The sequence below is a fragment of the Micromonospora craterilacus genome (assembly GCF_003236315.1).
GTDB classification, from domain to species: Bacteria; Actinomycetota; Actinomycetes; order Mycobacteriales; family Micromonosporaceae; genus Micromonospora; species Micromonospora craterilacus.
Genome location: NZ_POTY01000027.1, coordinates 1 through 21,982, shown reverse-complemented (window position 1 = coordinate 21,982; position 21,982 = coordinate 1). Strand labels below are relative to the sequence as shown.

General features: G+C 70.6%; 19 protein-coding genes and 1 pseudogene. 14 read left to right on the top strand and 6 right to left on the bottom strand.

Features of this window, described 5'->3' with window-relative positions; all coding sequences use genetic code 11:
* Window positions 1–6: 6 nt before the first annotated feature.
* The 7 genes and pseudogenes from C1I95_RS07010 to C1I95_RS06980 all read left to right on the top strand — a co-directional run.
* Window positions 7–1,257: pseudogene (locus tag C1I95_RS07010) on the top strand (benzaldehyde dehydrogenase); the annotation flags it as partial.
* A gap of 131 nt (window positions 1,258–1,388) precedes the next feature.
* Window positions 1,389–2,432: an aromatic ring-hydroxylating dioxygenase subunit alpha gene (locus C1I95_RS07005; protein ID WP_111212949.1), complete on the top strand. Its 1,044-nt coding sequence runs from the start codon at window positions 1,389–1,391 to the stop codon at window positions 2,430–2,432.
* A complete protein-coding gene (locus tag C1I95_RS07000) occupies window positions 2,429–2,653 on the top strand; it encodes a hypothetical protein (RefSeq protein WP_111212948.1) in 225 nt (74 codons plus the stop codon). Before C1I95_RS07005 ends, C1I95_RS07000 begins: the two co-directional genes overlap by 4 nt.
* On the top strand, window positions 2,650–3,603 hold the full coding sequence (locus tag C1I95_RS06995; protein WP_111212947.1) for a PDR/VanB family oxidoreductase: 954 nt from the start codon (window positions 2,650–2,652) through the stop codon (window positions 3,601–3,603). Before C1I95_RS07000 ends, C1I95_RS06995 begins: the two co-directional genes overlap by 4 nt.
* Window positions 3,604–3,627: 24 nt before the next feature.
* Window positions 3,628–4,383: an IclR family transcriptional regulator gene (locus C1I95_RS06990; protein ID WP_111212946.1), complete on the top strand. Its 756-nt coding sequence runs from the start codon at window positions 3,628–3,630 to the stop codon at window positions 4,381–4,383.
* 107 nt (window positions 4,384–4,490) lie between these two features.
* Window positions 4,491–5,372, top strand: coding sequence for a PaaX family transcriptional regulator (locus C1I95_RS06985; RefSeq protein WP_158566313.1), 882 nt, complete (start codon window positions 4,491–4,493; stop codon window positions 5,370–5,372).
* Window positions 5,373–5,623: 251 nt separating this feature from the next.
* Window positions 5,624–7,729: a DUF6351 family protein gene (locus C1I95_RS06980; protein ID WP_111212945.1), complete on the top strand. Its 2,106-nt coding sequence runs from the start codon at window positions 5,624–5,626 to the stop codon at window positions 7,727–7,729.
* Between the two features lie 114 nt (window positions 7,730–7,843).
* Here the strand turns inward: C1I95_RS06980 and C1I95_RS06975 are convergent, their stop codons facing one another.
* A complete protein-coding gene (locus C1I95_RS06975) occupies window positions 7,844–8,311 on the bottom strand; it encodes a MarR family winged helix-turn-helix transcriptional regulator (protein WP_111212968.1) in 468 nt (155 codons plus the stop codon).
* Between the two features lie 83 nt (window positions 8,312–8,394).
* Here C1I95_RS06975 and C1I95_RS06970 point away from each other — a divergent pair, with 83 nt between their 5' ends.
* The 4 genes from C1I95_RS06970 to C1I95_RS06955 are packed head-to-tail and all read left to right on the top strand — an operon-like array spanning window position 8,395 to window position 12,280.
* Window positions 8,395–9,321 (top strand): SDR family oxidoreductase, encoded by a 927-nt coding sequence (locus C1I95_RS06970; protein WP_111212944.1) that lies wholly within the window; start codon window positions 8,395–8,397, stop codon window positions 9,319–9,321.
* A gap of 25 nt (window positions 9,322–9,346) precedes the next feature.
* Window positions 9,347–10,228, top strand: a complete 882-nt coding sequence (locus C1I95_RS06965) for an amidohydrolase family protein (protein ID WP_199523633.1) — start codon at window positions 9,347–9,349, stop codon at window positions 10,226–10,228.
* A gap of 19 nt (window positions 10,229–10,247) precedes the next feature.
* Window positions 10,248–10,700, top strand: a complete 453-nt coding sequence (locus C1I95_RS06960) for a MaoC family dehydratase (RefSeq protein ID WP_111212943.1) — start codon at window positions 10,248–10,250, stop codon at window positions 10,698–10,700.
* A 56-nt stretch (window positions 10,701–10,756) separates the two neighbouring features.
* A complete protein-coding gene (locus tag C1I95_RS06955) occupies window positions 10,757–12,280 on the top strand; it encodes an acyl-CoA synthetase (protein ID WP_111212942.1) in 1,524 nt (507 codons plus the stop codon).
* Here C1I95_RS06955 and C1I95_RS06950 read toward each other — a convergent pair.
* The 5 genes from C1I95_RS06950 to C1I95_RS06930 form a co-directional block, all read right to left on the bottom strand.
* A complete protein-coding gene (locus tag C1I95_RS06950) occupies window positions 12,204–13,091 on the bottom strand; it encodes a PaaX family transcriptional regulator (RefSeq protein WP_111212941.1) in 888 nt (295 codons plus the stop codon). The two genes, C1I95_RS06955 and C1I95_RS06950, sit on opposite strands and share 77 nt — an antisense overlap.
* 36 nt (window positions 13,092–13,127) lie before the next feature.
* Window positions 13,128–13,931 (bottom strand): ABC transporter ATP-binding protein, encoded by an 804-nt coding sequence (locus C1I95_RS06945; RefSeq protein WP_111212940.1) that lies wholly within the window; start codon window positions 13,929–13,931, stop codon window positions 13,128–13,130.
* Entirely contained in the window at window positions 13,924–14,748 is an 825-nt protein-coding gene (locus C1I95_RS06940; RefSeq protein WP_199523631.1) for an ABC transporter permease, read from the bottom strand. Before C1I95_RS06940 ends, C1I95_RS06945 begins: the two co-directional genes overlap by 8 nt.
* Window positions 14,745–15,545, bottom strand: a complete 801-nt coding sequence (locus C1I95_RS06935) for an ABC transporter permease (RefSeq protein WP_111212939.1) — start codon at window positions 15,543–15,545, stop codon at window positions 14,745–14,747. The genes C1I95_RS06940 and C1I95_RS06935 overlap by 4 nt, the downstream gene beginning before the upstream one ends.
* Before the next feature lie 66 nt (window positions 15,546–15,611).
* Window positions 15,612–16,571, bottom strand: coding sequence for an ABC transporter substrate-binding protein (locus tag C1I95_RS06930; protein ID WP_233513404.1), 960 nt, complete (start codon window positions 16,569–16,571; stop codon window positions 15,612–15,614).
* A 345-nt stretch (window positions 16,572–16,916) separates the two neighbouring features.
* Here C1I95_RS06930 and C1I95_RS06925 point away from each other — a divergent pair, with 345 nt between their 5' ends.
* The 3 genes from C1I95_RS06925 to C1I95_RS06915 form a co-directional block, all read left to right on the top strand.
* Window positions 16,917–18,380 (top strand): PepSY-associated TM helix domain-containing protein, encoded by a 1,464-nt coding sequence (locus tag C1I95_RS06925; protein WP_111212937.1) that lies wholly within the window; start codon window positions 16,917–16,919, stop codon window positions 18,378–18,380.
* Between the two features lie 287 nt (window positions 18,381–18,667).
* Entirely contained in the window at window positions 18,668–20,533 is a 1,866-nt protein-coding gene (locus C1I95_RS06920) for a pectate lyase-like domain-containing protein (RefSeq protein WP_111212936.1), read from the top strand.
* 431 nt (window positions 20,534–20,964) lie between these two features.
* Window positions 20,965–21,982: extracellular catalytic domain type 1 short-chain-length polyhydroxyalkanoate depolymerase (locus C1I95_RS06915; RefSeq protein WP_233513403.1), on the top strand; the 1,018-nt coding region annotated here is incomplete at its 3' end.

Here is a 21,982-nt window from a genome sequence, read left to right as displayed (position 1 = left end):
GAGCGGGCGGCCGTGCTGCGCCGGGCCGGCGGCCTGTGGGAGCAGCACGCCGCCGAGCTGGGTGACTGGCTGGTCCGCGAGGCCGGGTCGATCCCGCCGAAGGCCGGCGTCGAGACGGCCACCGCGGCCCAGGAGTGCTACGAGGCGGCCGGGCTGGCCTCGCACCCGCTCGGCGAGATCATCCCGAGCGCCCAGCCACGGCTCAGCCTGGCCCGCCGGCTGCCGGTCGGCGTGGTCGGCGTCATCGCGCCGTTCAACCTCCCGCTGATCCTGGCCATCCGCTCGGTCGCGCCGGCGCTGGCGCTGGGCAACGCGGTGGTGCTCAAGCCGGACCTGCGCACCGCGGTCTCCGGCGGGCTGGCCATCGCCCGGGTCTTCGAGGAGGCCGGGCTGCCCGAGGGGCTGCTGCACGTGCTGCCCGGCGGGGTGGACACCGGGGAGGCGCTGGTCGCCGACCCGCACGTCCGGGTGGTCAGCTTCACCGGGTCGACCGCCGCCGGCCGCAAGGTCGGCGAGGCCGCCGCCCGGCACCTCAAGCGGGCGCACCTGGAACTCGGCGGCAACTCCGCCCTGGTGGTACTCGACGACGCGGACCTCGACCTCGCCGTGTCGGCCGGCGCGTGGGGTTCGTTCCTGCACCAGGGGCAGATCTGCATGACCACCGGCCGGCATCTGGTGCACGAGAGCCTCGCCGAGCGCTACGTCGCCGGGCTCGCCGAGAAGGCCGACCACCTGCCGGTCGGCGACCCGGCCAAGGAGCAGGTGGCGCTCGGGCCGATCATCGACGAGGTCCAGCGCGACAAGATCCATTCGCTGGTCACGGCGAGCGTGGACGCGGGTGCCCGGCTGGCCGCCGGCGGCACGTACGACGGGTTGTTCTACCGCCCGACCGTGCTCGCGGAGGTCACCCCGACCACCCCGGCGTACGCGCAGGAGGTCTTCGGCCCGGTCGCTCCGGTGCTCACCTTCGGCGACCTGGACGAGGCCGCGGCGCTGGCCGGCGGCACCGAGTACGGGCTGTCGCTGGGCATCCTCAGCCGCGACGTGACGAAGGCGATGGCGCTGGCCGACCGCATCCCGAGCGGCATCGTGCACATCAACGACCAGACCGTCGCCGACGAGGCGGTGGCCCCGTTCGGCGGCGTCGGCGCCTCCGGCACCGGTTCCCGGTTCGGTGGGGCGGCGGCGAACGTGGCGGCGTTCACCGAGACGCAGTGGCTGACCGTGCGGGGCGACATCACCCGCTACCCGTTCTGAACGTCGCGGGCGCCCACAGGATCGCCGGGTGAGGTCGGCTTTCATCCAGTGAAAGCGCGGGTCCCGACCGCGAGGGCGGCGCGGGACCATACGACCGCGCCGTCCTTCGTCGCCAAGGGAGGTTCGATCGGATGCCGTTCGCCCGTGACCAGTGGTACGTGGCCGCCTACAGCAGCGAGGTCGGGCGGGACCTGCTCGCCCGCACGGTGCTCGGTGAACCGTTGGTGCTGTACCGCAGCGAGGCCGGGGAGGCGCTGGCGCTCGCCGACCGCTGTGTGCACCGGCGCTACCCGCTGTCGGAGAGCCGCCTCGACGGCGACAACATCGTGTGCGGCTACCACGGCTTCACCTACGACCCGACCGGCGCCTGCGTCTTCGTACCGGGCCAGCAGCGCATTCCGCGTACCGCACGGGTCGCGGCGTATCCGGTGGTGGAGCTGGACACGTTGGTGTGGGTGTGGATCGGCGACCGGGACCGGGCCGACCCGGCGGCCGTCCCCCGTGCGCCGTGGCTGGACGACCCGCGCTACACCGTGGTCCGCGGGATGGCGCCGCTGAACGCGCGGTACGGCCTGCTGGTGGACAACCTCATGGATCTGTCCCACGAGACGTACCTGCACGGCGGCTACATCGGCACACCCGAGGTGGCGAACACGCCGATCACCACGGAGGTGGACGAGGAGCGCGGCATCGTCTACGTCAGCCGGCACATGGACGACGCGGAGTGCCCGCCCTTCTACGCCCGCTCGACCGGCATCCAGGGCCGGATCACCCGATGGCAGGACATCGAGTACCGCCCGCCCTGCCTGTACCTGCTGCACAGCCGGATCGCCCCGCAGGGGGTCTACCCGCCGGCCGAGGGTGCGGACAGCGACGCCTTCCACGCCGAGATCGTGTACGCCATCACCCCGTCGACCGAGCACACCACCTACGACTTCTGGGCGGTCGCGCGGGACTTCGCCATCGACGACGAGTCGGTCAGCGAGTACCTGCACCAGAGCAACCACACGGTGGTCATGCAGGACGTCCAGGCGTTGAACATCCTGGAGCAGGTGATCGCCGCCGAGCCGGAGCGGTACCAGGAACTCAGCATCAACATCGACACCGGCGGGCTCGCCGCCCGACGCCTGCTGGCCCGGATGGTCGGCTCGGGGACGGTGGGGGCACCGCTTTGACCGCGCGGGCCGGCACGCTGACCGGCGACCGGGTGTACCGGATCCACTGGTTGCCGGGCACCGACACGCTCCGCGGCACCTGCCACTGCGGGGCAGAACGGATCGCCGAGGAACCGGTGGAGCTGTGGGAGTGGCTGCTCGGCCATCCGCGCGGCCACCAGTCGGCAGAGACGGTCGCGCCGGCGCCACGGTCGCCGGCCCGGCCGGCGGTGCCGGCATGACCGTAGGTGAGCTGACCGGTCTGGAGTTGGTCGTCGCCCGCCGGGAGCCGGTGGCGACGGGCGTCGTCGTGCTGACCCTTTGCCGCCCCGGCGGCGGCGACCTGCCCGACTGGTCCCCGGGCGCGCATGTCGACCTGGAGCTGGCTGCCGGGCTGGTACGCCCGTACTCGCTCTGCGGTGACCCGGCGGAGCGCACCGCGCTGGAGCTCGCGGTGCAGCTCGAGCCCGACGGGCGGGGTGGCTCCCGCCACGTGCACGAGCACCTCGTACCCGGCGCGGGTGTTCGGGTGCGCGGGCCCCGGAACAACTTTCCGCTGGTCACGGCGCAGCGGTACCTCTTCATCGCGGGCGGGATCGGCATCACCCCGATCCGGCCGATGGTCGCCGCCGCCGACGCCGCCGGGGCCGACTGGCGGCTGGTGTACGGCGGACGCAGCCGCGCCAGCATGGCGTTCGCCGACGCGCTGCGGGAGAAGTACGGCGACCGGGTGAGCCTGCACTCGCAGGACGAGACAGGGCTGCTCGACCTGGCCGGCCTGTTGGACCGACCGAGCGGCGGCCTGGTCTACTGCTGCGGGCCGGCGGCACTGATCGACGCGGTGCAGCAGGGCTGCCAGGCGTGGCCGGCCGGCAGTCTGCACGTCGAGCGGTTCACCCCATCGGCCGAGGTCGGTGGCGTCGAGGGCACCGTCGAGGTCGAGCTCGTGCTCTCCGGCCGGACGGTGACCGTGCCGCCGGGCACCTCGATCCTGGCAGCGGTGGAGGGGGCCGGCGTCCAGGTGCTCTCCTCCTGCCGCGAGGGCACCTGCGGCACCTGCGAGACCGCCGTGCTCGACGGCGTCCCGGAGCACCGCGACAGCCTGCTCACCGAGGCGGACCGGGCCGCGGGCGACACGATGCTGATCTGCGTCTCCCGGTCCCGTACGCCCCGGCTCGTGCTGGAGCTGTGACTGGCCGGCGGGGATGATGGCGGGATGCAGGCGCGATCCGGACGCTCGGTCACCAGCAAGGTGCTGGCGCTGCTCGACGCGTTCGGTCCCACCGAGCCGGCGCTGACCCTGAGCGAGCTTGCCCGCCGGGCCGGGCTGCCGCTGCCCACCGCTCACCGGCGGGTCGCGGAGCTCGTCGCCTGGGGTGCGCTGGAGCGGGGTGACGACGCGCGTTACCGGGTCGGACTGCGGCTGTGGGAGGTGGGCTCGCTGGCGCCGCGCGGGCTGGGGCTGCGCGAGCTGGCCCTGCCGGTGATGGAGGACCTGTACGAGGTGACCCACGAGAACGTCCAGCTCGCCGTCCGGCAGGGCCTCGAACTCGTCTTCATCGAGCGGATCGCCGGACGGCACGCGGTGCCGGTGCTCACCCGGGTCGGTGGCCGTTTCGCCCTGCACGCCACCGGCGTCGGTCTCGTGCTGCTCGCCCATGCCCCGGCCGAGGTCCAGGAACAGGTGCTGGCCGGGCCGCTGGACCGGTACACCGAGCTGACCAGCACCGATCCGAAGCGGTTGCGCCGCCAACTCGCCGAGGTGCGTCGCGTCGGTTACGCGATCAGCGACCGTCAGGTCACCATGGACGCCCTCTCGGTCGCCGCGCCGATCCGCGGGCCGGACGGGGTGCAGGCGGCGATCTCGCTGGTGGTGGCGTACGACCGGGCGGATCCGCTGGCCCTGGCACCACTGGTGCAGGCGGCGGGACGGGTGATATCCCGGGCCCTCAGCGGACCGCACGGGCGGTAACCGCGCCGTCGGTGGACGCAGTAACTTATCCAGGTGTTCGTTGTCCGTCATCTGTCGCAACCGGCCGGCACCCCGGGTTCGCCCCGCCTGGCCGACGGGTCAGCATCGTGAACGAGAATCGGGGGCGGCAACCGGCGACCACGTCGCGGTCGGATCGGGCGGCCGTCGGCCGCGCCCGGGCGCAACGGCTGCTGGTGACCCTGCTCGGTGACTACTGGCACGCCGGCCGGGCACCGCTGCCCTCCGGCGGGCTGGTCGCGGTGCTGTCCGAGTTCGACATCGCACCCGCCAACGCACGCGCCACCCTCGCCCGGCTGACGCAACGGGGCATGCTCGAACGGACCAAGGAGGGCCGCCGGACCAGCTACCGGCTGACCGATCCCGCATCGCAGACCCTCCGCCGGGGAGCCCGGCGCATCTTCGCCAGGACCGACGAGAACGCCTGGAACGGCCTCTGGACACTCATCGCGTTCACGCTGCCGCTGGACGACGCGAACCAACGCCGACTGCTGCGGGCCCGCCTGCGCTGGCTGACGTTCTGGCCGCTGTACGACGCGACCTGGGTGACTCCGCACGACCGGTACGACGAGGTGCGCGAGCAACTCAGTGAACTCGGCATCACCGACGCGGTGGTGCTGCGCTCCCACGACCTGGAACTGCTGCCCAGCGGCCGGGCACGGCTCGAGGCCGCCTGGCGCATCGACGAGCTCGCCGCGGGCTACCAGGATTTCCTGGCACGTCACCGCGACGTGGCGCGGCGGGCGGCGGAGGGTGGTCTGTCCCCGGCGGCAGCGCTCGTCGCGCGCACCGAGCTGGTCAACGACTGGCGCGCGCTGGTGGGAGACGATCCCGACCTGCCGGCCAAGTTCCTACCGCCGTCCTTTCCGCGCGCCGAGGCACGGGTGATGTTCCTCAGCACCTCCGACGCGCTGGCCGGGCCGGCCCAACTCCGCTTCGAGGAACTCGTCCAAACGCCCGAGTGGCCCTGAGGACGCGGTAGCGGGCGTCGCCTCCCGGCACTCCCTCCAGTTACAGGCGCGGCCCGCGCGACGGTAGCCACATCGACCTGACCTGGGTCGACAATGGATGCATTGCAGAATCGTTGACGCTCGGCCAGATTTTGCATTATGTTGCCCACACGCCTGTGACCAGTAGGTCCAGCCGTCCGTCCCCGGCTGAAAGGGGTCCTGTTGTGCATATCCATCGATCTGAGGAGCAAAGCAGACAACGATCTTTGAAGGTGGCGCTGGCCGGGTTCGTCGCGGTGGCGCTGCTTGGCGGCTCCACCGCGCCGGCCTTGGCCGCACCCCCACCCGGCGCGGGCATCGACCGCACGTTCGAGGTGACCGTCGTCTCCGGCCGGGCAGACATGATCAGCGGCGGTGACGCGCTCGTGCGCGTCGACGTACCCCGCAACGTTCCCCCGCACCAGGTGACGGTCCAGGTCGGCGGCCGTGACGTCACCGCCGGGTTCCGACCGGTGGGCGACAAGCGCACCCTGCTCGGTCTCGTGGACGGCTTGGCGTTGGGTGACAACCTCCTCGAGGTCCGCGCCAACGGGCTCGGCCACGGCCGGCCCCGTGCCAGCCTGACACTGGTCAACCACCCCGCCGAGGGCCCGGTCCTCTCCGGCCCGCACATCCCGCTGTTCTGCACCGCGTCGGGCAACCCGTGGAATCTGGGCCCGGTCGACGAGAACTGCCACGTGGCGGCGCCGCGAGTGACGTACCAGTACCGCACCACCACCGGCAGCTTCGCCAACCTTCCCGACGGTCCACTGCCGAGCAACCTGGCCACCACCACGACCACCGACGGCAAGACCGTCCCGTACATCGTGCGGATCGAGCGCGGCACCATCAACCGGGCGGTCTACGAGATCGCGCTGCTGCATGAGCCGGGCACCCCGGTCCCCGACCCGTGGACGGCCACCCCCGGCTGGAACGAACGCCTGGTCTACACCTTCGGCGGCGCCTGCGGCATCGGCTACACCCAGGCCACCAGCACCGGCGGGATCATGAACCACAGCCTGCTCAGCGGCGGCTACGCCGTCGCCAGCTCGACCTTCAACGTCTTCGCCAACAACTGCAACGACGTCACGTCGGCCGAGACCACCATGATGGTCAAGGAGCACTTCTCCAAGACGTACGGCGCTCCCGACTTCACCATGGGCTGGGGCGGCTCGGCCGGCACCATGCAGCAGATGCTGATCTCCAACGCCTACCCCGGCATCCTCAACGGCGTCATCGGCCAGATCGGCTACCCCGACGAGCGGTCGGTGACGGTCACCGGCCACGAGTGCCGGTTCATCTCCCAGACGGCCTCGGCCGCCGGGCTGTCGACCGCGCAGCGCACCGCGGTGACCGGCTTCGCCAGCCCGAACACCTGCGGCGGCTACCAGAACTTCGACAGCGTCGACTGGCCTGCCACCTGCCCGAACCACGTCCCCGCAGCCCGCCGCTACCACCCGGTCAACAACCCGACCGGCATCCGCTGCGCCATGGCGGACTTCATCTCCAACGTGTACGGCGTCGACCCGGCCACCGGCTTCGGCCGCCCGATCATCCCCGACACGGTCGGCGTGCAGTACGGCCTGCAAACGCTCGAGGCGGGCGTGATCACCGCCGAGCAGTTCGTCCGGCTCAACGAGGGCATCGGCGGCCTCGACGTCCAGGGCAACCGCACGCCGCAGCGCACCTCGGCGAATGTCGACGCAATCGAGGTGGCGTACGCGACCGGCCGCATCAACCAGTTCGACGGCGGTCTGCGGTGGACGCCGATCATCGAGACCCGTGGCTACACCGACCCCTCCGGCGACTTCCACGACCGCTTCCGGTCCTGGAACATGCGGGAGCGCATCGTCGCGGCCAATGGCAACGCCGACAATCACATCAGCATCACCACCGCGTCGGGGGCCGTCGCCACGGCGTCCCAGACGCAGGCACTGGCGGACATGGACGCCTGGCTGACCGCTCGGGCCGAGTTGGCGGCCGCGCGTTCGGACCTGGACGCCGTCGAACTCACCCGACTGTCCCGGCCCGACGGCTTGGCCGACAGCTGCATCGAGTCCAACGGAAACCGGATCGTGGAGGAGCTGACCCTGGATCCGGCCGCGCGGTGCAACCAGCTCTTCCCGTACCACCGCAACCCGCGCGTGATCGCGGGCGGACCGACCAGCTCCGCCGTGATCAAGTGCCAGCTCCAGCCGCTGAACCGCGCGGCGTACGGAGTGACCTTCACCGACGAGCAGTGGCAGCGCCTCCAGGCGGTCTTCCCCGGCGGCGTCTGTGACTGGTCCAAGCCGGGCGTCGGCCAGGTGTCGCTGGCCGACACCTGGATCCGCTTCTGATCGTCGCACCCACCACCAGGGCCCGTGACCGGGCGACGCCACCACGGCGCCGCCCGGTCACGGCACCGGCTGGAGGTGGCATCGCGTTCGTCCGGCCCACCCGGCGGAGAGACGTCAGCCGGGGAAGGCCAGCAGCCGCAGCAGGTGGGCCAGCCGCTCGTGCTCCTCGGGGGTCACGGCGGCCAGCAGGCCGAGTTCCACGGCCCGCGCGGAGTCCTGCGCGCGGGCGAACAGGGCCCGGCCCTCGTCGGTCGCGATGAGGACGTTGGCGCGCCGGTCGGCGGGGTCAATCCGGCGCTCGACCAGGCGACGCTTCTCCAGGTCGTCGATGAGGGCGACCACCTGGCTCGGGTCGAGGCGGAGGAACTCGGCCAGTTCCCGCTGGGTGGGGCGGGCGTCGTCGGCGGCCAGTGCGAGCACGGAGTAGGACCGGGCCTTCAACCCGTGCTCGGCGAGGGCGGCGTTCGCCGCCGCGAGGGTGAGCGCGTTGGCGCGGACCAGCAGGAAGCTGAGGTCCCGGCCGAGAACGCTGTCCCGCAGGCCGTCGGTTCCGGCCGATCGGAGTTTCTCGGGACGGGGCATGCCGAAGATGGTAGCAAGTTTCATGAATAGTTGACATTTTCAACGGTCCGTGTTGCGATCGACTTCGACGCGAAGGAGTTTCCATGTCCCTGGACGGCAAAGTCGCAATCGTCACCGGATCCGGACGCGGCCTCGGTCTCGCCTACGCTCGGCAGCTGGCCCGACAGGGCGCCGCCGTCGTGGTGAACGACGTCGACGAACGGGCCGCTGCCGACGCCGTCGCGGCGATCCAGGCACTCGGCGGGCGCGCCGTCGCGGTGGTCGCACCCGTCGGTCCCACCGAGACGGCGCAGGCACTCGTCGCCACGGCGGTCGAGAGCTTCGGGCGACTCGACATCCTGGTCACCAACGCCGGCGTCCTGCGCGACACCGTGCTCTGGAAGATGAGCGACGACGACTTCGACACCGTCGTCAACGTGCACCTGCGCGGCACCTTCACCACCGTACGGGAGGCAGTCCGGCACATGCGGCAGGCCGGCGAGGGCGGGCGGATCATCTGCATCGGCTCCCCCACCGGCCAGCGCGGCAACTTCGGCCAGACCAACTACGCCGCCGCCAAGGCGGGCATCGTCGGCATGGTGCGGACCTGGGCGCTGGAGCTCAAGCGGGCCGGCATCACCGTCAACGCCGTCGTCCCCGTCGCGGTGACCGCGATGACCGCCACCGTCCCCTACTTCGCCGCGGCGGTGCAGGCGGAGGAACAGGGTGAATCGGTGCCCGCCTTCTTCCGGCACGATCTCGGGTTCGGCACCGCGGACGACGTGGCCGGGCTAATCGCCTTCCTCGGCTCCGACTCCGCCGAGGCCGTGACCGGCCAGGTGATCGGGGTGGGCGGCGACCGCATCCAGATCTGGACCCACCCGGACGCGGCCCTGACCGCCTACCAGGAAGGCGGCTGGTCCTACGACGCGCTGGTCGCGGCGTGGCCGAAGGAGTTCGCGGGTGCGCTGCAGAGCGTCGGCGAGCATTTCCCGGAACTCCCCGACGAGTTCCGGCCGGCCGCCCCCTGACCCGCCTGACCGAAGGTTTCTGAGCATGTACCAACCGGCGATCGACCTTGCCGCCGTCACCGCGATCGACATGCACGTGCACATCGAGGTCGACGACCACGGCCACGCCTCGCTGCCCGAGCCACTCGTGGCCGCGGTGTCGAAGTACTTCCGGGCCGACGGCCCGCGTCCGGCCGTCGACGCGGTGGCGCAGTACTACCGCGAACGGCGGATGGCCGCCGTGGTCTTCAGCGTGGACGCGCGTACGCAGCTGGCGCACCCGCCGTTGTCCAGCACCGACATCGCCCGCGCCGCGGCCGAGCACGCCGACGTGCTCATCCCCTTCGGCTCGGTCGACCCGCGCACCGGTGAGGCGGCACTCGAACTCGCCACCCGGCTCATCGAGGACGAGGGCGTACGCGGCCTCAAGTTCCACCCCACCGTGCAGGGCTTCGACCCGAGCCACGAGGAGTACGCACCGCTGTGGGGCCTCATCGAGAAGGCGGGCGTGCCGGCGCTGTTCCACACCGGACAGACCGGCATCGGCGCGGGACTGCCCGGGGGCTACGGGTTCCGGCTCGGGCTGTCCAACCCGATGCTACTCGACCCCGTCGCCGCCGACTTCCCGAACCTTCAGATCATCATGGCCCACCCGTCGGTGCCCTGGCAGGACGAGGCGCTGTCGGTGGCGACGCACAAGCCCAACACCTGGATCGACCTGTCCGGCTGGAGTCCGAAGTATTTCCCGGCCGAGCTGGTGCGCTACGCCAACTCGATCCTGAAGCGCCGGGTGCTCTTCGGCACCGACTACCCGCTACTCACCCCCGACCGGTGGCTGCGGGACGTGGCGAGCACCGATCTGAAGCCCGACGTGCTCCCGGGCATCTTGAAGGACAACGCCGCCCGGCTGCTGCGCCTGGCCGGGTGACGAGGACGAGAGGAAACTCATGACGACGACCATCGCCTACGACCAACTCGCCGATCTCGGCGGCACCGACCTCGGTCACACCCCGTACCGGACGGTCACCCAGGACCAGGTGAACCTGTTCGCGGACGCCACGGACGACCACCAGTGGATCCACGTCGACCCGGTGCGGGCGAAGGAGGGACCGTTCGGCGCGCCGATCGCCCACGGCTTCCTCACCCTCTCCCTCGCCGTTCCCTTCTGGACCGAACTGCTCGACGTGAAGGGCGTCTCCACGAAGGTGAACTACGGCCTCGACAAGGTACGCTTCCCGGCTCCCGTCGCCGTGGGATCGCGAGTGCGGATGCGGGCCACCGTCGCCGAGGTCGCCGAGGTCCGCGGCGGCTACCAGCTCACCGTCGACCAGACGATCGAGATCGAGGGCGGGACGAAGCCCGCAGTCGTCGCACGGGGCCTGTACCGCTTCTACGCCTGACCGCCACCGGGCGCGGTGTACCGAGCACCACCACCTCCACCACCAGGAGATTGCTGATGCACCAGCACGGGATCGGCGCCTGGCTGGCCAAGCGCCGACTCAAGTCGCCCGACCGGATCGCCCTCGTCCACGGCGACCAGTCGACCATGACGTACCGGCGGTTCGCCGACGGTGCGGACCAGGTCGCCGCGCTGTTGCGGCGGCGCGGCGTCGGCAAGGGCGACGCCGTCGCCTACCTGGGCGAGAACAGTCCCGAGTTCCTCCAGGTGATGTTCGGCGCCGCCCGGCTGGGCGCCGTCTTCGTCCCGGTCAACACGCGGCTCGCGCCGCCCGAGATCGCTCACGTCCTCGTCGACTGCGGTGCGCGGCTGCTGATCCACGACCCCGACTTCGCGCCACGCGTGGCCGCCGTCGTGACCGACGCGCAGATCCGGCACGTACTCGTCACCGGCGAGGGCACCGCGGACCGCCCGGGGCTCACCCAGCTGCTCGGCACGACCGCCGCTGACGTCGAACCCACGAAGGTGACCATGGATGATCCCGCGGCGATCATCTACACCTCGGGTACGACCGGCCGGGCCAAGGGCGCGGTGCTGACCCACGGCAACCTGACCTGGGTCGCACTCAACTGCGTCGTCGACTACGACGTCGTCTCGACCGACGTCGCGCTGATGATCTCGCCCCTGTTCCACGTCGCCTCCCTCGGCATGGGGGCGCTGCCGGTGATCCTCAAAGGCGCCACACTCGTCCTGGAGAAGGGATTCGAGCCGGGGCGCGCGCTCGCCCAGATCGAGCGGCACGGCGTGACGATGCTCAGCGGGGTACCGACCACCTACCAGCTGATGGCCGACCACCCGAACTGGGCCTCGACCGACCTGTCGACGCTGGGCAAGCTCACCTGCGGCGGATCGGCCGTACCCACCCGGATCCTCAACGCGTACGAGGAACGAGGCTTGTCGTTCTCGCAGGGCTACGGCATGACCGAGGCTTCGCCGGGGGCCACCTCGCTGCCGCCGGCGATGACCCGCGCGAAGCAGGGCAGCGTGGGTCTGCCCCACTTCTTCACCGACGTACGGATCGCCGACGAGAACGGCGCGCCGGCTCCCCCCGGCACCACCGGCGAGATCGAGATCGCCGGCCCTAACGTCTTCCTCGGCTACCATCAGCTACCCGAGGAGACGGCCGAGGCATTCACGGCGGACGGCTGGTTCCGCTCCGGCGACCTCGGCTATCTGGACACCGACGGTTACCTCCACATCGCGGGCCGACTCAAAGACATGATCATCTCGGGCGGCGAGAACATCTACCCGCCGGAACTCGAACTCCTGCTCTCCGAGATCGACGGGGTGACCGGAGTCGCGGTCATCGGCGTACCCGACGCGCGGTGGGGGGAGGTGCCCTGGGCGATCGTGACGGTACGGGAGGGCGCCGCCGTCGACACCGACACGGTGCGGGACTTCCTCGACGGCAAGGTCGCCCGCTACAAGCTGCCCAAGAACGTGGTCATCGTGAGCGAGCTGCCGCGGACCGCGTCGGGGAAGGTACGGAAGGCCGACCTGCGGACCCGGTTCGGCGGCTAGCCACGGCACGGGTGGTGACCAGCGCGGCGAACTCCTCGGCGGACGCCTCGGCCAGCCTCTCGTGCATCCGCCGGTAGACCTGCGTCGATCGCGCGGCGGGCCACTGCTCGTCCATGAACTCGCGCGGCAGTCTCGGGTCGGTACGCAGCAACGCGAGCCAGTCCGCCACGAGCATCGTCCGCACGGTCAGCGCGCTCGGTGCCTGCGCCGCCGCGTCCGGATCGCCCCACACCTCGATGAACGCGAGGTGCTCGCGCCGGATCGCCTCGATGTCCCACGCCGCTCGGACGCTCTCGGCGATCGGGAACCCCGCGAGTTCGCGCGCGTGGAAGGCGATGACCGTGTTGGGGGGAAGATCCTGGCACAACGGCTCCAGCGACCCGGCGAGGTCGACCTCACCGGGCGCGAGCCACAGCCCGTCACGCAGCGGCGCGAAGCCCTCCCAGGTGAGGGTCGAGCGCAACCGGTGCCGAAGGGTTCGCTGGCCCTCCGGAATCGTGAACGTGACAAGCGTCCATCCCGTGCCCTGCGGATCGAAGGGGCGCGGGCCGCGGACCCGGGCCGTCGCCTCACGCAGCACCGCCACCCCATGCTCGGTCAGCGAGAAGAGAATCTCCCGCCCGCTTTTGCTTCGCGCGAGAATGCCGGTCTGCACGAGCCGGTCGAGGGTGGCCCGCGTCGCCGGGGCGGCGATGCCGGCTCCTTCGAGCACCCCGATCAGGACACTGGCGCGAATCGGGCCCGGATCGTCGTCGACGACATGCTCGCCGAAGAACGCGAGCAGCAGTTGCTTCGGCTGACGACTACGCACAGCCCTCCCCTTCAAGCGAATCCGTCGGCGCTACGTTCACCGGGCGGCAGCCGTTTCCCCGCGCTTGGCACGCTGGATCTGGTCGTACACGTGGGTGCGCAGTTCCGTGAAGCGGAGTAGCGCCCGAGTGGTGATCTGGTCGCGCTCCGGCGGGAGGTCGATCGCCAGATCCTCCTGCACCCAGGTCGGCGACTTGGACAATACTAGAACGCGTTCGCCCAGATAGACCGACTCGTCGATGTCATGGGTAACGAAGACGATCGATATCCCGCGCGCCGTGTGCAGCTCCCGTACGAGGTCCTCCAGGTCGGCGCGGGTCTGGGCGTCGACCGCGGCGAACGGCTCGTCCATGATCAGCACCTCGGGCTGGTACGCGACGGCCCGCGCGATCGCCACGCGCTGCTGCATCCCACCCGACAGCTGCCACGGGTGGCTGCGCGCCGCGTGCCCCAGCCCCACCGCATCGAGGGCGTCGGTGACGAGCTTCTCCCGCGCCTCCCGGGAGAGCCGCTTGTGGCGCAACGGCAGCTCGACATTCCCCCGGACCGTCAACCACGGGTAGAGGCTGCGGCCGTACTCCTGGAAGACGACGGCCATCGCGGGGCTCGGGCCGGTCACCGGCACCCCGTCCATCTCGACGATGCCACTGGTGGGCCGCAGCAGGCCGGCGAGACACTTCAGCAGCGTCGTCTTGCCGCAACCCGACGGCCCCACGATGCAGACGAGCTCACCGGCATCCATCGTGAAGCTGACATCGCCGATCGCCTCGACGTCACCGGTCGCGGACCCGTAGACCTTGCGCAGGTGCTCCACCCGCAGCAGCATGCTCCGGTCAGGCACGATTGACCTCCCTGATTCCGTGGTACCAACGCAGCACGCGCCGTTCGACGACACCGAACGTCGCGGCGAGCAGGACGCCGACAAGGCCGAGCAGAAGGATGCCGCTCCACATTTCGGCGATGAGGTAGTTCCGCTGGAAGTACGCGATCCGATAACCCAGTCCGGCGGACGAGGCGAACATCTCCGAGATGACCATCAGGATGAGCGCGACCGACAGGCCCTGCCGGACGCCGGCCATGATGCGTGGGCTCGCCGCCGGGAGCACAAGGAACCAGAGCCGCTCCCACCAGGTGATCCGGAACGAGTCAGCGGTCTCGGACATGACGCTGTCGGTGGCCCGGACACCGTCGATCGTGTTCAACAGGATCGGCCAGACCGCGCCGGAGACGATGACGACCACCTTCATCGTGTCGGTGATGCCGAGCAGCAGCATCACGACCGGGATCAGCACGGGTGGCGGAATGGCCCGGAAGAACTCCAGCAGCGGTTCGAGCAGTTCCCGCAGCCACTGGAACAGCCCGATGAGCGTGCCGGCGGCGATGCCGATCACGATCGAGGCGGTGATGCCGAGGGCGAGCCGGTACAGGCTCGGCAGCACGTCGTCGACGAACGCCGGACCGACCCAGGTGTCCCCGAAGGCTTCGAAGATCGTGAGCGGTCCGGGGAAGAACCGGTTCTCCGACGCGGTCGACGCCATGCCCCAGACCACCAGGAGCAGGAAGGGCAGTCCGAGCGGGTAGAGGAAGCCTTCGGCCACCCGGCGCCCGACACCCCGCCCGCGTGGCCGCACCGCGATCCGGCCGGTCTGCGCGGTCAACGGACCTCCTCCCCTCGTACGGACTGGTGCCACGACAGCGAGCGCCGCTCGACGAACCGGAAGACGAGATTCACCAGGAGCCCGAGCAGCCCGGTGACCACGACGAGGGCGTACAGACCGACGGCGTCGCCGGCGGAGCGGGAGAGTTCGATCATCCGGCCGAGGCCGGGATTGCCGATCACCATCTCCGAGGTGACGGCGAGGATGAGCGCGACCGCCGCGGCGAGCCGGACTCCCGTCATGAGGTACGGCAGGGCGGTCGGCAGCACCAGATACGCCAGGCGTTCCCGACGGGTGAGGCCGAAGCTGCGGGCGGTGTCCCGGGCGACCGCGTCGACGTCGGCGACGCCGTAGATCACCTGCACGAACACCTGCCAGAACGACGCGTAGATGATGATGACGAGCGCGGCCTGCATCTGGATGCCGAACAGCAGCACCGCGAGGGGGATGAGGGCGACCGACGGGATGGGGCGCAGGAACTCGACCATCGTGTGGGTCGCCCGGCGCAGGAAGGGCACCAGACCGACGACCGTACCGAGGACGACCGCCGCGAACGTCGCCACGGACAGGCCGATGGCCCACGAGGTCATGGTGAAGCCGAGCCTGCGCCAGAAGGCTAGGTCACCGAACTCCTCGGAGAGCCGTACGAGCACGTCCGTGACGTACGGCAGGTACTGCGAGTTGACCAGGCCCAGGGTCGGAACCAGTTGCCAGACGACGAGGAATCCCACCAGACCGACGGCGCCCAGCAGCGGCTTGCGCAGCGAGCGGGGGCGTCGGACGGATAATACGTGCATGTCGCTCCCGTGGTCGGCGGTCCCGCCCTCCCCGGCCGGTCACCGGGGAGGGCGGGACCGCGCTGGCTACTGCTGCTGGATGAGGCGGTCGAAGTTGGGCTGCCGGTCGAGCACGCCGTACTTGCCGGCGAGCGTCGCGAGGGTCTCCAGGCTCGCCCGGTCGAGTTCCCAGCCGAAGGCCGGAAGCTTCACCGAATCCGCCACCGCCTCGGGCAGTTGCAGGTTTTCCTTGATGGCCTGACGGACGTCGGCCTCGTTGTCGGGGTCCTGCGCCCACTGGAGCGTTTCCTTCATGGCCGACGAGAAGGCGGCGACCAGCTCCTTGTCGGACTCCGTACGCTGCTTGGTGGTGATCGCGGTCAGGGTCGTCAGCCCGGGGACCACTGCCTGGTAGGGCGCGACGACGAAGGTGTCGCCACGGCCACGCAGTTGCGTGACGAAGGGCTCCGGCACCCAGGCGGCGTCGATGTTGCCGGCCTCGAGCTGGGCCGGGGCGTCGGGGAAGGCGACCTCGACGAACTTGATCGTGGACGGGTCACCACCGTCCTTCTCCACCGCCGCCATGATCGTCACATCGCCGGCCGCGCCCAGGCTGTTCACCGCCACCCGGCGCCCGGCGAGCTCGGCGGGGCGGGTGATGCCGGACTTCGCCGACGCGACGACGGCGTTGATGTCGTCGCCCTCCGCGTAGGAGGAGGCGTAGTTGCCGATCACCACGACGCCGAGATCCTGCAGGTCGGCCCGGAACGGACCGAACGGCTGACCGATGGCGAACTCGATGTCGCCGTTGATCAGGGCGGGGATGGCCTGGGCGCCGCCCTGCGCGGGCAGCACCTCGACCCCGAGTCCGTGCTTGGCGAAGATGCCTGCCTTGATGCCGCCCCACAACGCGGCGGTCTCGGTGATGGGCAGCGCCGCGACCCGTACCTGTCGCAGTTCGCCGTCGGACTGGTCGGACGGGGTCGCATCTGAGTCTGTACATCCAGTGAGGGCGATCGCCACCGCGGCGACCAGCCCGAGAGTCATGACCTTCTTCATTGACGAGGCCCTTCCTGGGCGGAGGTGGTGGGGTGCGTCAATACCGGCGGATGCCTCGGACCTGTAGTGCGTTTCGGGTGTGAGTGGGGTCACCCTGCCGTGTTGGCCATGGTCAGCCACCGGCCATCAGATGTCAAGAAATTCTGGACGCCCGTCATGAATAGATTGAATATTGCCGGGCGATTCGACGCGGGCCGGGGCTCCGGGAACTGGCGGGGTCCGGCATGCGACTAGGTGCTCAGGCTGCGGGCATCCGGGCGACGGCGACAGCACTGACCCGAGGGGGCACGGGCCAGCTCCACACGTACACCTCTAGTCCGATCGGAAAAGTGCATGTCTCTGACCGAACTGTCCGGTGCGCCGACACCGGAGTCCTCCCCCGGCCCGGAACCGGCCGCCGACGGCACGCCCGCCACCCGCCCGCAACGGCGTCCGTCACCGCTGGCGGCGCTGCTGGTCCGCCTGCACTTCTACGCCGGCATCCTGGTCGCTCCGTTCCTGGTGGTGGCCGCGCTGACCGGCCTGGCGTACACCGTCACACCGCAGCTGGACCAGGCGCTCTACGGCGACCAGCTCACCGTCGCCGACGTCGGCGACCAGCCGAGGCCGCTGACCGAGCAGATCACCGCGGCACGCGCCGCCCACCCGGACGGCGACCTCGCCGCCGTGTCCCCCGGCGTCGACGACCGGACCACGCAGGTGGTGTTCGCGCTGCCGGAACTCGGCGAAAAGCAGCACACCGTCTACGTCGACCCGCACACCGGCGAGGTGACGGGGCAGCTGACCACCTGGTTCGGCTCCACGCCCGCCACCACCTGGCTGGACGACCTGCACCGTAACCTGCACCTGGGCGAACTCGGCCGGCACTACTCCGAGATCGCCGCCAGCTGGCTGTGGGTCCTGGCGCTCGGCGGGGTGATCCTGTGGTGGCGCCGCCGCCGCAACGGCCGTGGTCGGGTGAAGCACCTGCTGGTGCCGGACCTCTCGGCCGCCAAGGGCGTCCGACGCACCCGGGGCTGGCACGCCACCACCGGGGTCTGGCTCGCCCTGGGACTGCTCGTCCTCTCGGCGACCGGGCTGACCTGGTCCCGGTTCGCCGGGGAGAACTTCGCCGCCGGGCTGGCCGCCGTCGACGCCACCCGGCCCGGCCTGTCGACCAGCCTGACCGGCACCCCGGCCGACGGCGGTGGAGAACACCAGCACGGAGGTGCGCCGACGGCGGCGGCCGACCCGGCGACCTTCGACCGGGTCCTCGCCGTCGCCCGCGACGCCGGCCTGTCCGGACCGATCGAGATCAGCCCGGGCGAGCCCGGGACCGCCTGGAGCGTCGCCCAGACCGACAATCTCTGGCCCGTCGGGCGGGACCGGGTGGCCGTCGACCCGGACGCCGGGATCGTGACCGCCCGCAGCGACTTCGCCGACTGGCCCTTCCTGGCCAAGGTCAGCGCTCTCGGCGTCCAGGCCCACATGGGCCTGCTCTTCGGCGTGGTCAACCAGATCCTGCTCGCCGCACTCGCCATCGGCCTGCTCTGCGTCATCGTCTGGGGCTACCGCATGTGGTGGCAACGCCGCCCCACCCGCGCCGACCGGCGTGCCCTGGTCGGTGCGCCACCGGCCCGGGGCGGCCTACGCGGACTACCGCTGTGGGCGTTGCTGCTCGGCGTGCCGCTGACCGTGGCGGTCGGCTGGGCCCTGCCGTGGTTCGGCGTGACCCTGCTCGGTTTCCTCGTCGTCGACGTCGTCCTGGGCATCGTGGCGCGGCGCGGCGGCGGCCGGGCCGCACCCGCCGACAGCTGACCCGCTCCGTCCCGGCCGGATCGCCCGATCCGGCCGGGACGACCGTCACGATCCGAAAGCTCTCCGGGGAACCCCGTCCTCGACGGCGGCCTCCCCTGTGGAGCCAGGCCGGGCAAGAAATCGATGGTCTGGACCATGGCGCGCGGCGGCGTTACGGGGTAGAAACATCTCAACCCAGTTCCTTCACACCGTGATACAAGTCCGCCACGGCAAGAGAGCGCTCTCACGCCGGGGTCCACCACGTCGTCGGGCCGGAGAGCACAGGGCCCGACGGGAAGGACGAACGCATGCCGACCCCACCACGCTCCCGCCGGCGACTCGGCCGGGCACTCGCCCTCGGCCTCGTGCTGACCACCACCGCGGTGGCCACGAACACCCCGGTCTCGGCCGGCCCGCCACGCCCCACCACGCCCGTCTTCGGGCCCAACGTCACGATCTTCGACCCGAGCATGCCGGTCAGCCAGATCCAGGCGACCCTGGACGCGGCCCACGCCGCGCAGGTCGACAACGAGATGGGCACCACCCGGCACGCCTACCTGTTCCGACCGGGTAGCTACGGCACCACCGACCAGCCCTTGCAGATCAAGGTCGGCTACTACACCGAGATCTCCGGACTGGGCGCCTCCCCCACCGACGTCGTCATCAATGGCAAGATCGAGGCGTACAACCGCTGCCTGACCGAAGGTGGCACCGGCAACTGCATCGCGCTGGTCAACTTCTGGCGCACCCTGTCCAACCTGTCGCTCCGCGTCAACGCCGCCGGCCAGGACGGATGCCGCGCCTCGGCCAACTTCTGGGCGGTGTCCCAGGCGGTGTCGATGCGCCGGCTCGACATCAGCGGCGGCGGCCTGTCGCTGATGGACTACTGCACCAACGGGCCGCAGTACGCCAGCGGCGGCTTCATCGCCGACTCCCGGCTGCCCGACACCATCAACGGCTCGCAACAGCAGTGGCTGACCCGCGACAGCGAGATCGGAAGCTGGTCCAACGGCGTGTGGAACCAGGTCTTCTCCGGCGTGGTCGGCGCCCCCGACGACGCCGGGTTCCCCGACCCGCCGTACACCACGCTCGACACCACCCCGGTCAGCCGGGAGAAGCCGTACCTCTTCGTCGACGCCAAGGGCAAGTACCAGGTGCGGGTACCCGTCGCCCGCCGCGACACCCGAGGGATCACCTGGGCCACCGGCGTGACGCCGGGACGGACCATCCCGATCGGCGACTTCTTCGTCGCCCGGCCGTCCGACTCGGTGCAGGTCATCAACTCCCAACTCGCCCGCGGCAAGCACCTACTGCTCACCCCCGGCGTGTACGACGTGGCGCGCAGCATCGAGGTGCGCCGCCCCGACACGGTGGTCCTCGGCATCGGGCACGCCACCCTCACCGCCGTGAACGGCGCGGTGCCGCTCGACGTCGCCGGCGTACCCGGCGTGGTGGTCGCCGGGGTCACCATCGACGCCGGCCGCAAGGAGTCGCCGGTGCTGCTGCGGGTCGGCCAGAAGCACGGCCGCAACCACAGCACGCCGAACAACCCGATCACGCTGTCCGACGTGTACTTCCGCGTCGGCGGGCCGCACATCGGCAAGACGGACACCGCGCTGGAGGTCAACAGCGACCACGTCCTGATCGACCACACCTGGGTGTGGCGCGGTGACCACGGCGTCGAGGGCTTCACCGAGGGTGTCAACGGCGACACCGACCGGTGGCGTACCAACACCGGCCGCTACGGTGCGGTCATCAACGGCGACCACGTGACCGCCACCGGCCTGTTCGTCGAGCACTTCCAGCGGTACAACACGGTCTGGAACGGCGAGCACGGCACCACGATCCTCTACCAGAACGAGCTGCCGTACGACCCGCCGACGCAGGCCGACTGGCGCAACGGCAAGGTCAACGGTTGGGCCGGCTACAAGGTCGGCGACCGGGTGCGGCACCACACCCTCTACGGCGGCGGCGTCTACGTGTTCAACCAGAACAACCCGTCGATCCGGACCGAGAACGGCTTCGAGGTGCCGGTGCGGCCGGGTATCCGGCTGCGCCACATCATGACGGTGAACCTCAGCGCCGGCACCATCGACCACGTCGTCAACGGCGTCGGTGAAGCGGCCGGCATGGACCGGGTAGGTGCGCCCGTCTATCTCAAGCAGTACCCGTAGCGCGGCCGGGGCCCCTTCTGCATTGCAGGCGCAGAAGGGGCCGCCTGGTCACTCGGCTCGTGGCTGCAAGGCGGTCAACCCACGCTCGGCACTCGACGGGATCACGTCGCTCCAGCCGGACGACGTCGCGCCGCGGATCGGTGTGCCACCGGCCGGGTCGATCCGATCGTGGAAAAGCGCGATCATGGTGTTCCGAAATTATCGATATCTACAAGCATCTTGCCGTGCCGGTCGACCCGAGCCCATACTTTGGCTGCACGCGAGCCGCGGATTGGCATGAAATGCACCGTTGGCAGGGCGAGGTGGACGGACACCGAGTTCCGTAGGGCAGCACCTCCCGTCTCGCGATGCCGGTCCTTCTCCTCGGTCGACAGACACCTGCGATCGCCGTGGCCCGGTCCGGTGTCGATTCGTACTCCACGGAGGTGGACGTGAACCGAACCGTAGCGGCGCTGGGATCTCTGGCCGTCGCACTCCTCGTCGCCGTGGCGGGCGTCGTTCTGGCCCCGCCGCCGGCCTCCGCCGCGTCCCTGGTAGAGGTGACGAACTTCGGCAGCAACCCGGGCAACATGCGGATGCACATCTACGCCCCGGACAACCGGCCGGCGAACCCGGCGATCGTGGTGGCCATGCACGGCTGCGGCGGATCCGGCACCGGCTTCTACTCGGGCAGCGAGTTCGCCCGCCTCGCCGACCAGTACGGCTTCCTGGTCATCTACCCCACCGCGACGCAGCAGGCCGGCTTCGGCAACTGCTTCGACGTGTGGTCCGCCGCGGCCAAGCGGCGCGACGGCGGCAGCGACCCGGTCTCGATCATGTCGATGGTCGGTTACGCGCAGCGCCAGTACGGCGGTGACCCGCAGCGGGTGTACGCCACCGGCAGTTCGTCGGGCGGAATGATGACCCAGGCCCTGATGGCGCTCTACCCGGACGTGTACAAGGCCGGCGCGGCGTTCATGGGCGTGCCGTTCAACTGCTTCGCCAACGCCGCCGATTTTCCCCCCACCAGCAGCCAGTGCGTCAACGGTCGGATGGACCGGACCCCGCAGCAGTGGGGCGATGCCGTCCGGCAGGCATACCCCGGCTACAGCGGAACCCGTCCCCGGGTGCAACTGTGGCACGGCACCAACGACAACCTCATCCCGTTCCAGCTCTTGCAGGAGGGGATCGAGCAGTGGACGAATGTCGCCGGCCTCAGTCAGACCCCCACGTCCACGGACGCCCCGCAGACCAACTGGAACCGACGCCGCTACGCCGACACGTCCGGCACCGTGCGGGTGGAGGCGTACAGCATCCAGGGCGCCGGGCACAGCCTTCCGTCGACCGGCATGGCCCGCGTTGCCATCGAGTTCTTCGGCCTGACCGGTGTTGGTGACGGTGATGGTGGCGACCAGTCCGTTGTTCCACGAGTCGGCCGCGTACTGCACCCGGCAGGACGTCGAGCCGGGC

Coding starts and splice junctions, on each gene's coding strand:
- C1I95_RS07005 (WP_111212949.1), top strand. CDS start 1,389: ATGCCGTTCGCCCGTGACCAGTGGTACGTGGCCGCCTACAGCAGCGAG.
- C1I95_RS06995 (WP_111212947.1), top strand. CDS start 2,650: ATGACCGTAGGTGAGCTGACCGGTCTGGAGTTGGTCGTCGCCCGCCGG.
- C1I95_RS06990 (WP_111212946.1), top strand. CDS start 3,628: ATGCAGGCGCGATCCGGACGCTCGGTCACCAGCAAGGTGCTGGCGCTG.
- C1I95_RS06975 (WP_111212968.1), bottom strand. CDS start 8,311: ATGCCCCGTCCCGAGAAACTCCGATCGGCCGGAACCGACGGCCTGCGG.
- C1I95_RS06970 (WP_111212944.1), top strand. CDS start 8,395: ATGTCCCTGGACGGCAAAGTCGCAATCGTCACCGGATCCGGACGCGGC.
- C1I95_RS06965 (WP_199523633.1), top strand. CDS start 9,347: ATGTACCAACCGGCGATCGACCTTGCCGCCGTCACCGCGATCGACATG.
- C1I95_RS06960 (WP_111212943.1), top strand. CDS start 10,248: ATGACGACGACCATCGCCTACGACCAACTCGCCGATCTCGGCGGCACC.
- C1I95_RS06955 (WP_111212942.1), top strand. CDS start 10,757: ATGCACCAGCACGGGATCGGCGCCTGGCTGGCCAAGCGCCGACTCAAG.
- C1I95_RS06935 (WP_111212939.1), bottom strand. CDS start 15,545: ATGCACGTATTATCCGTCCGACGCCCCCGCTCGCTGCGCAAGCCGCTG.
- C1I95_RS06930 (WP_233513404.1), bottom strand. CDS start 16,571: ATGACTCTCGGGCTGGTCGCCGCGGTGGCGATCGCCCTCACTGGATGT.
- C1I95_RS06925 (WP_111212937.1), top strand. CDS start 16,917: ATGTCTCTGACCGAACTGTCCGGTGCGCCGACACCGGAGTCCTCCCCC.
- C1I95_RS06920 (WP_111212936.1), top strand. CDS start 18,668: ATGCCGACCCCACCACGCTCCCGCCGGCGACTCGGCCGGGCACTCGCC.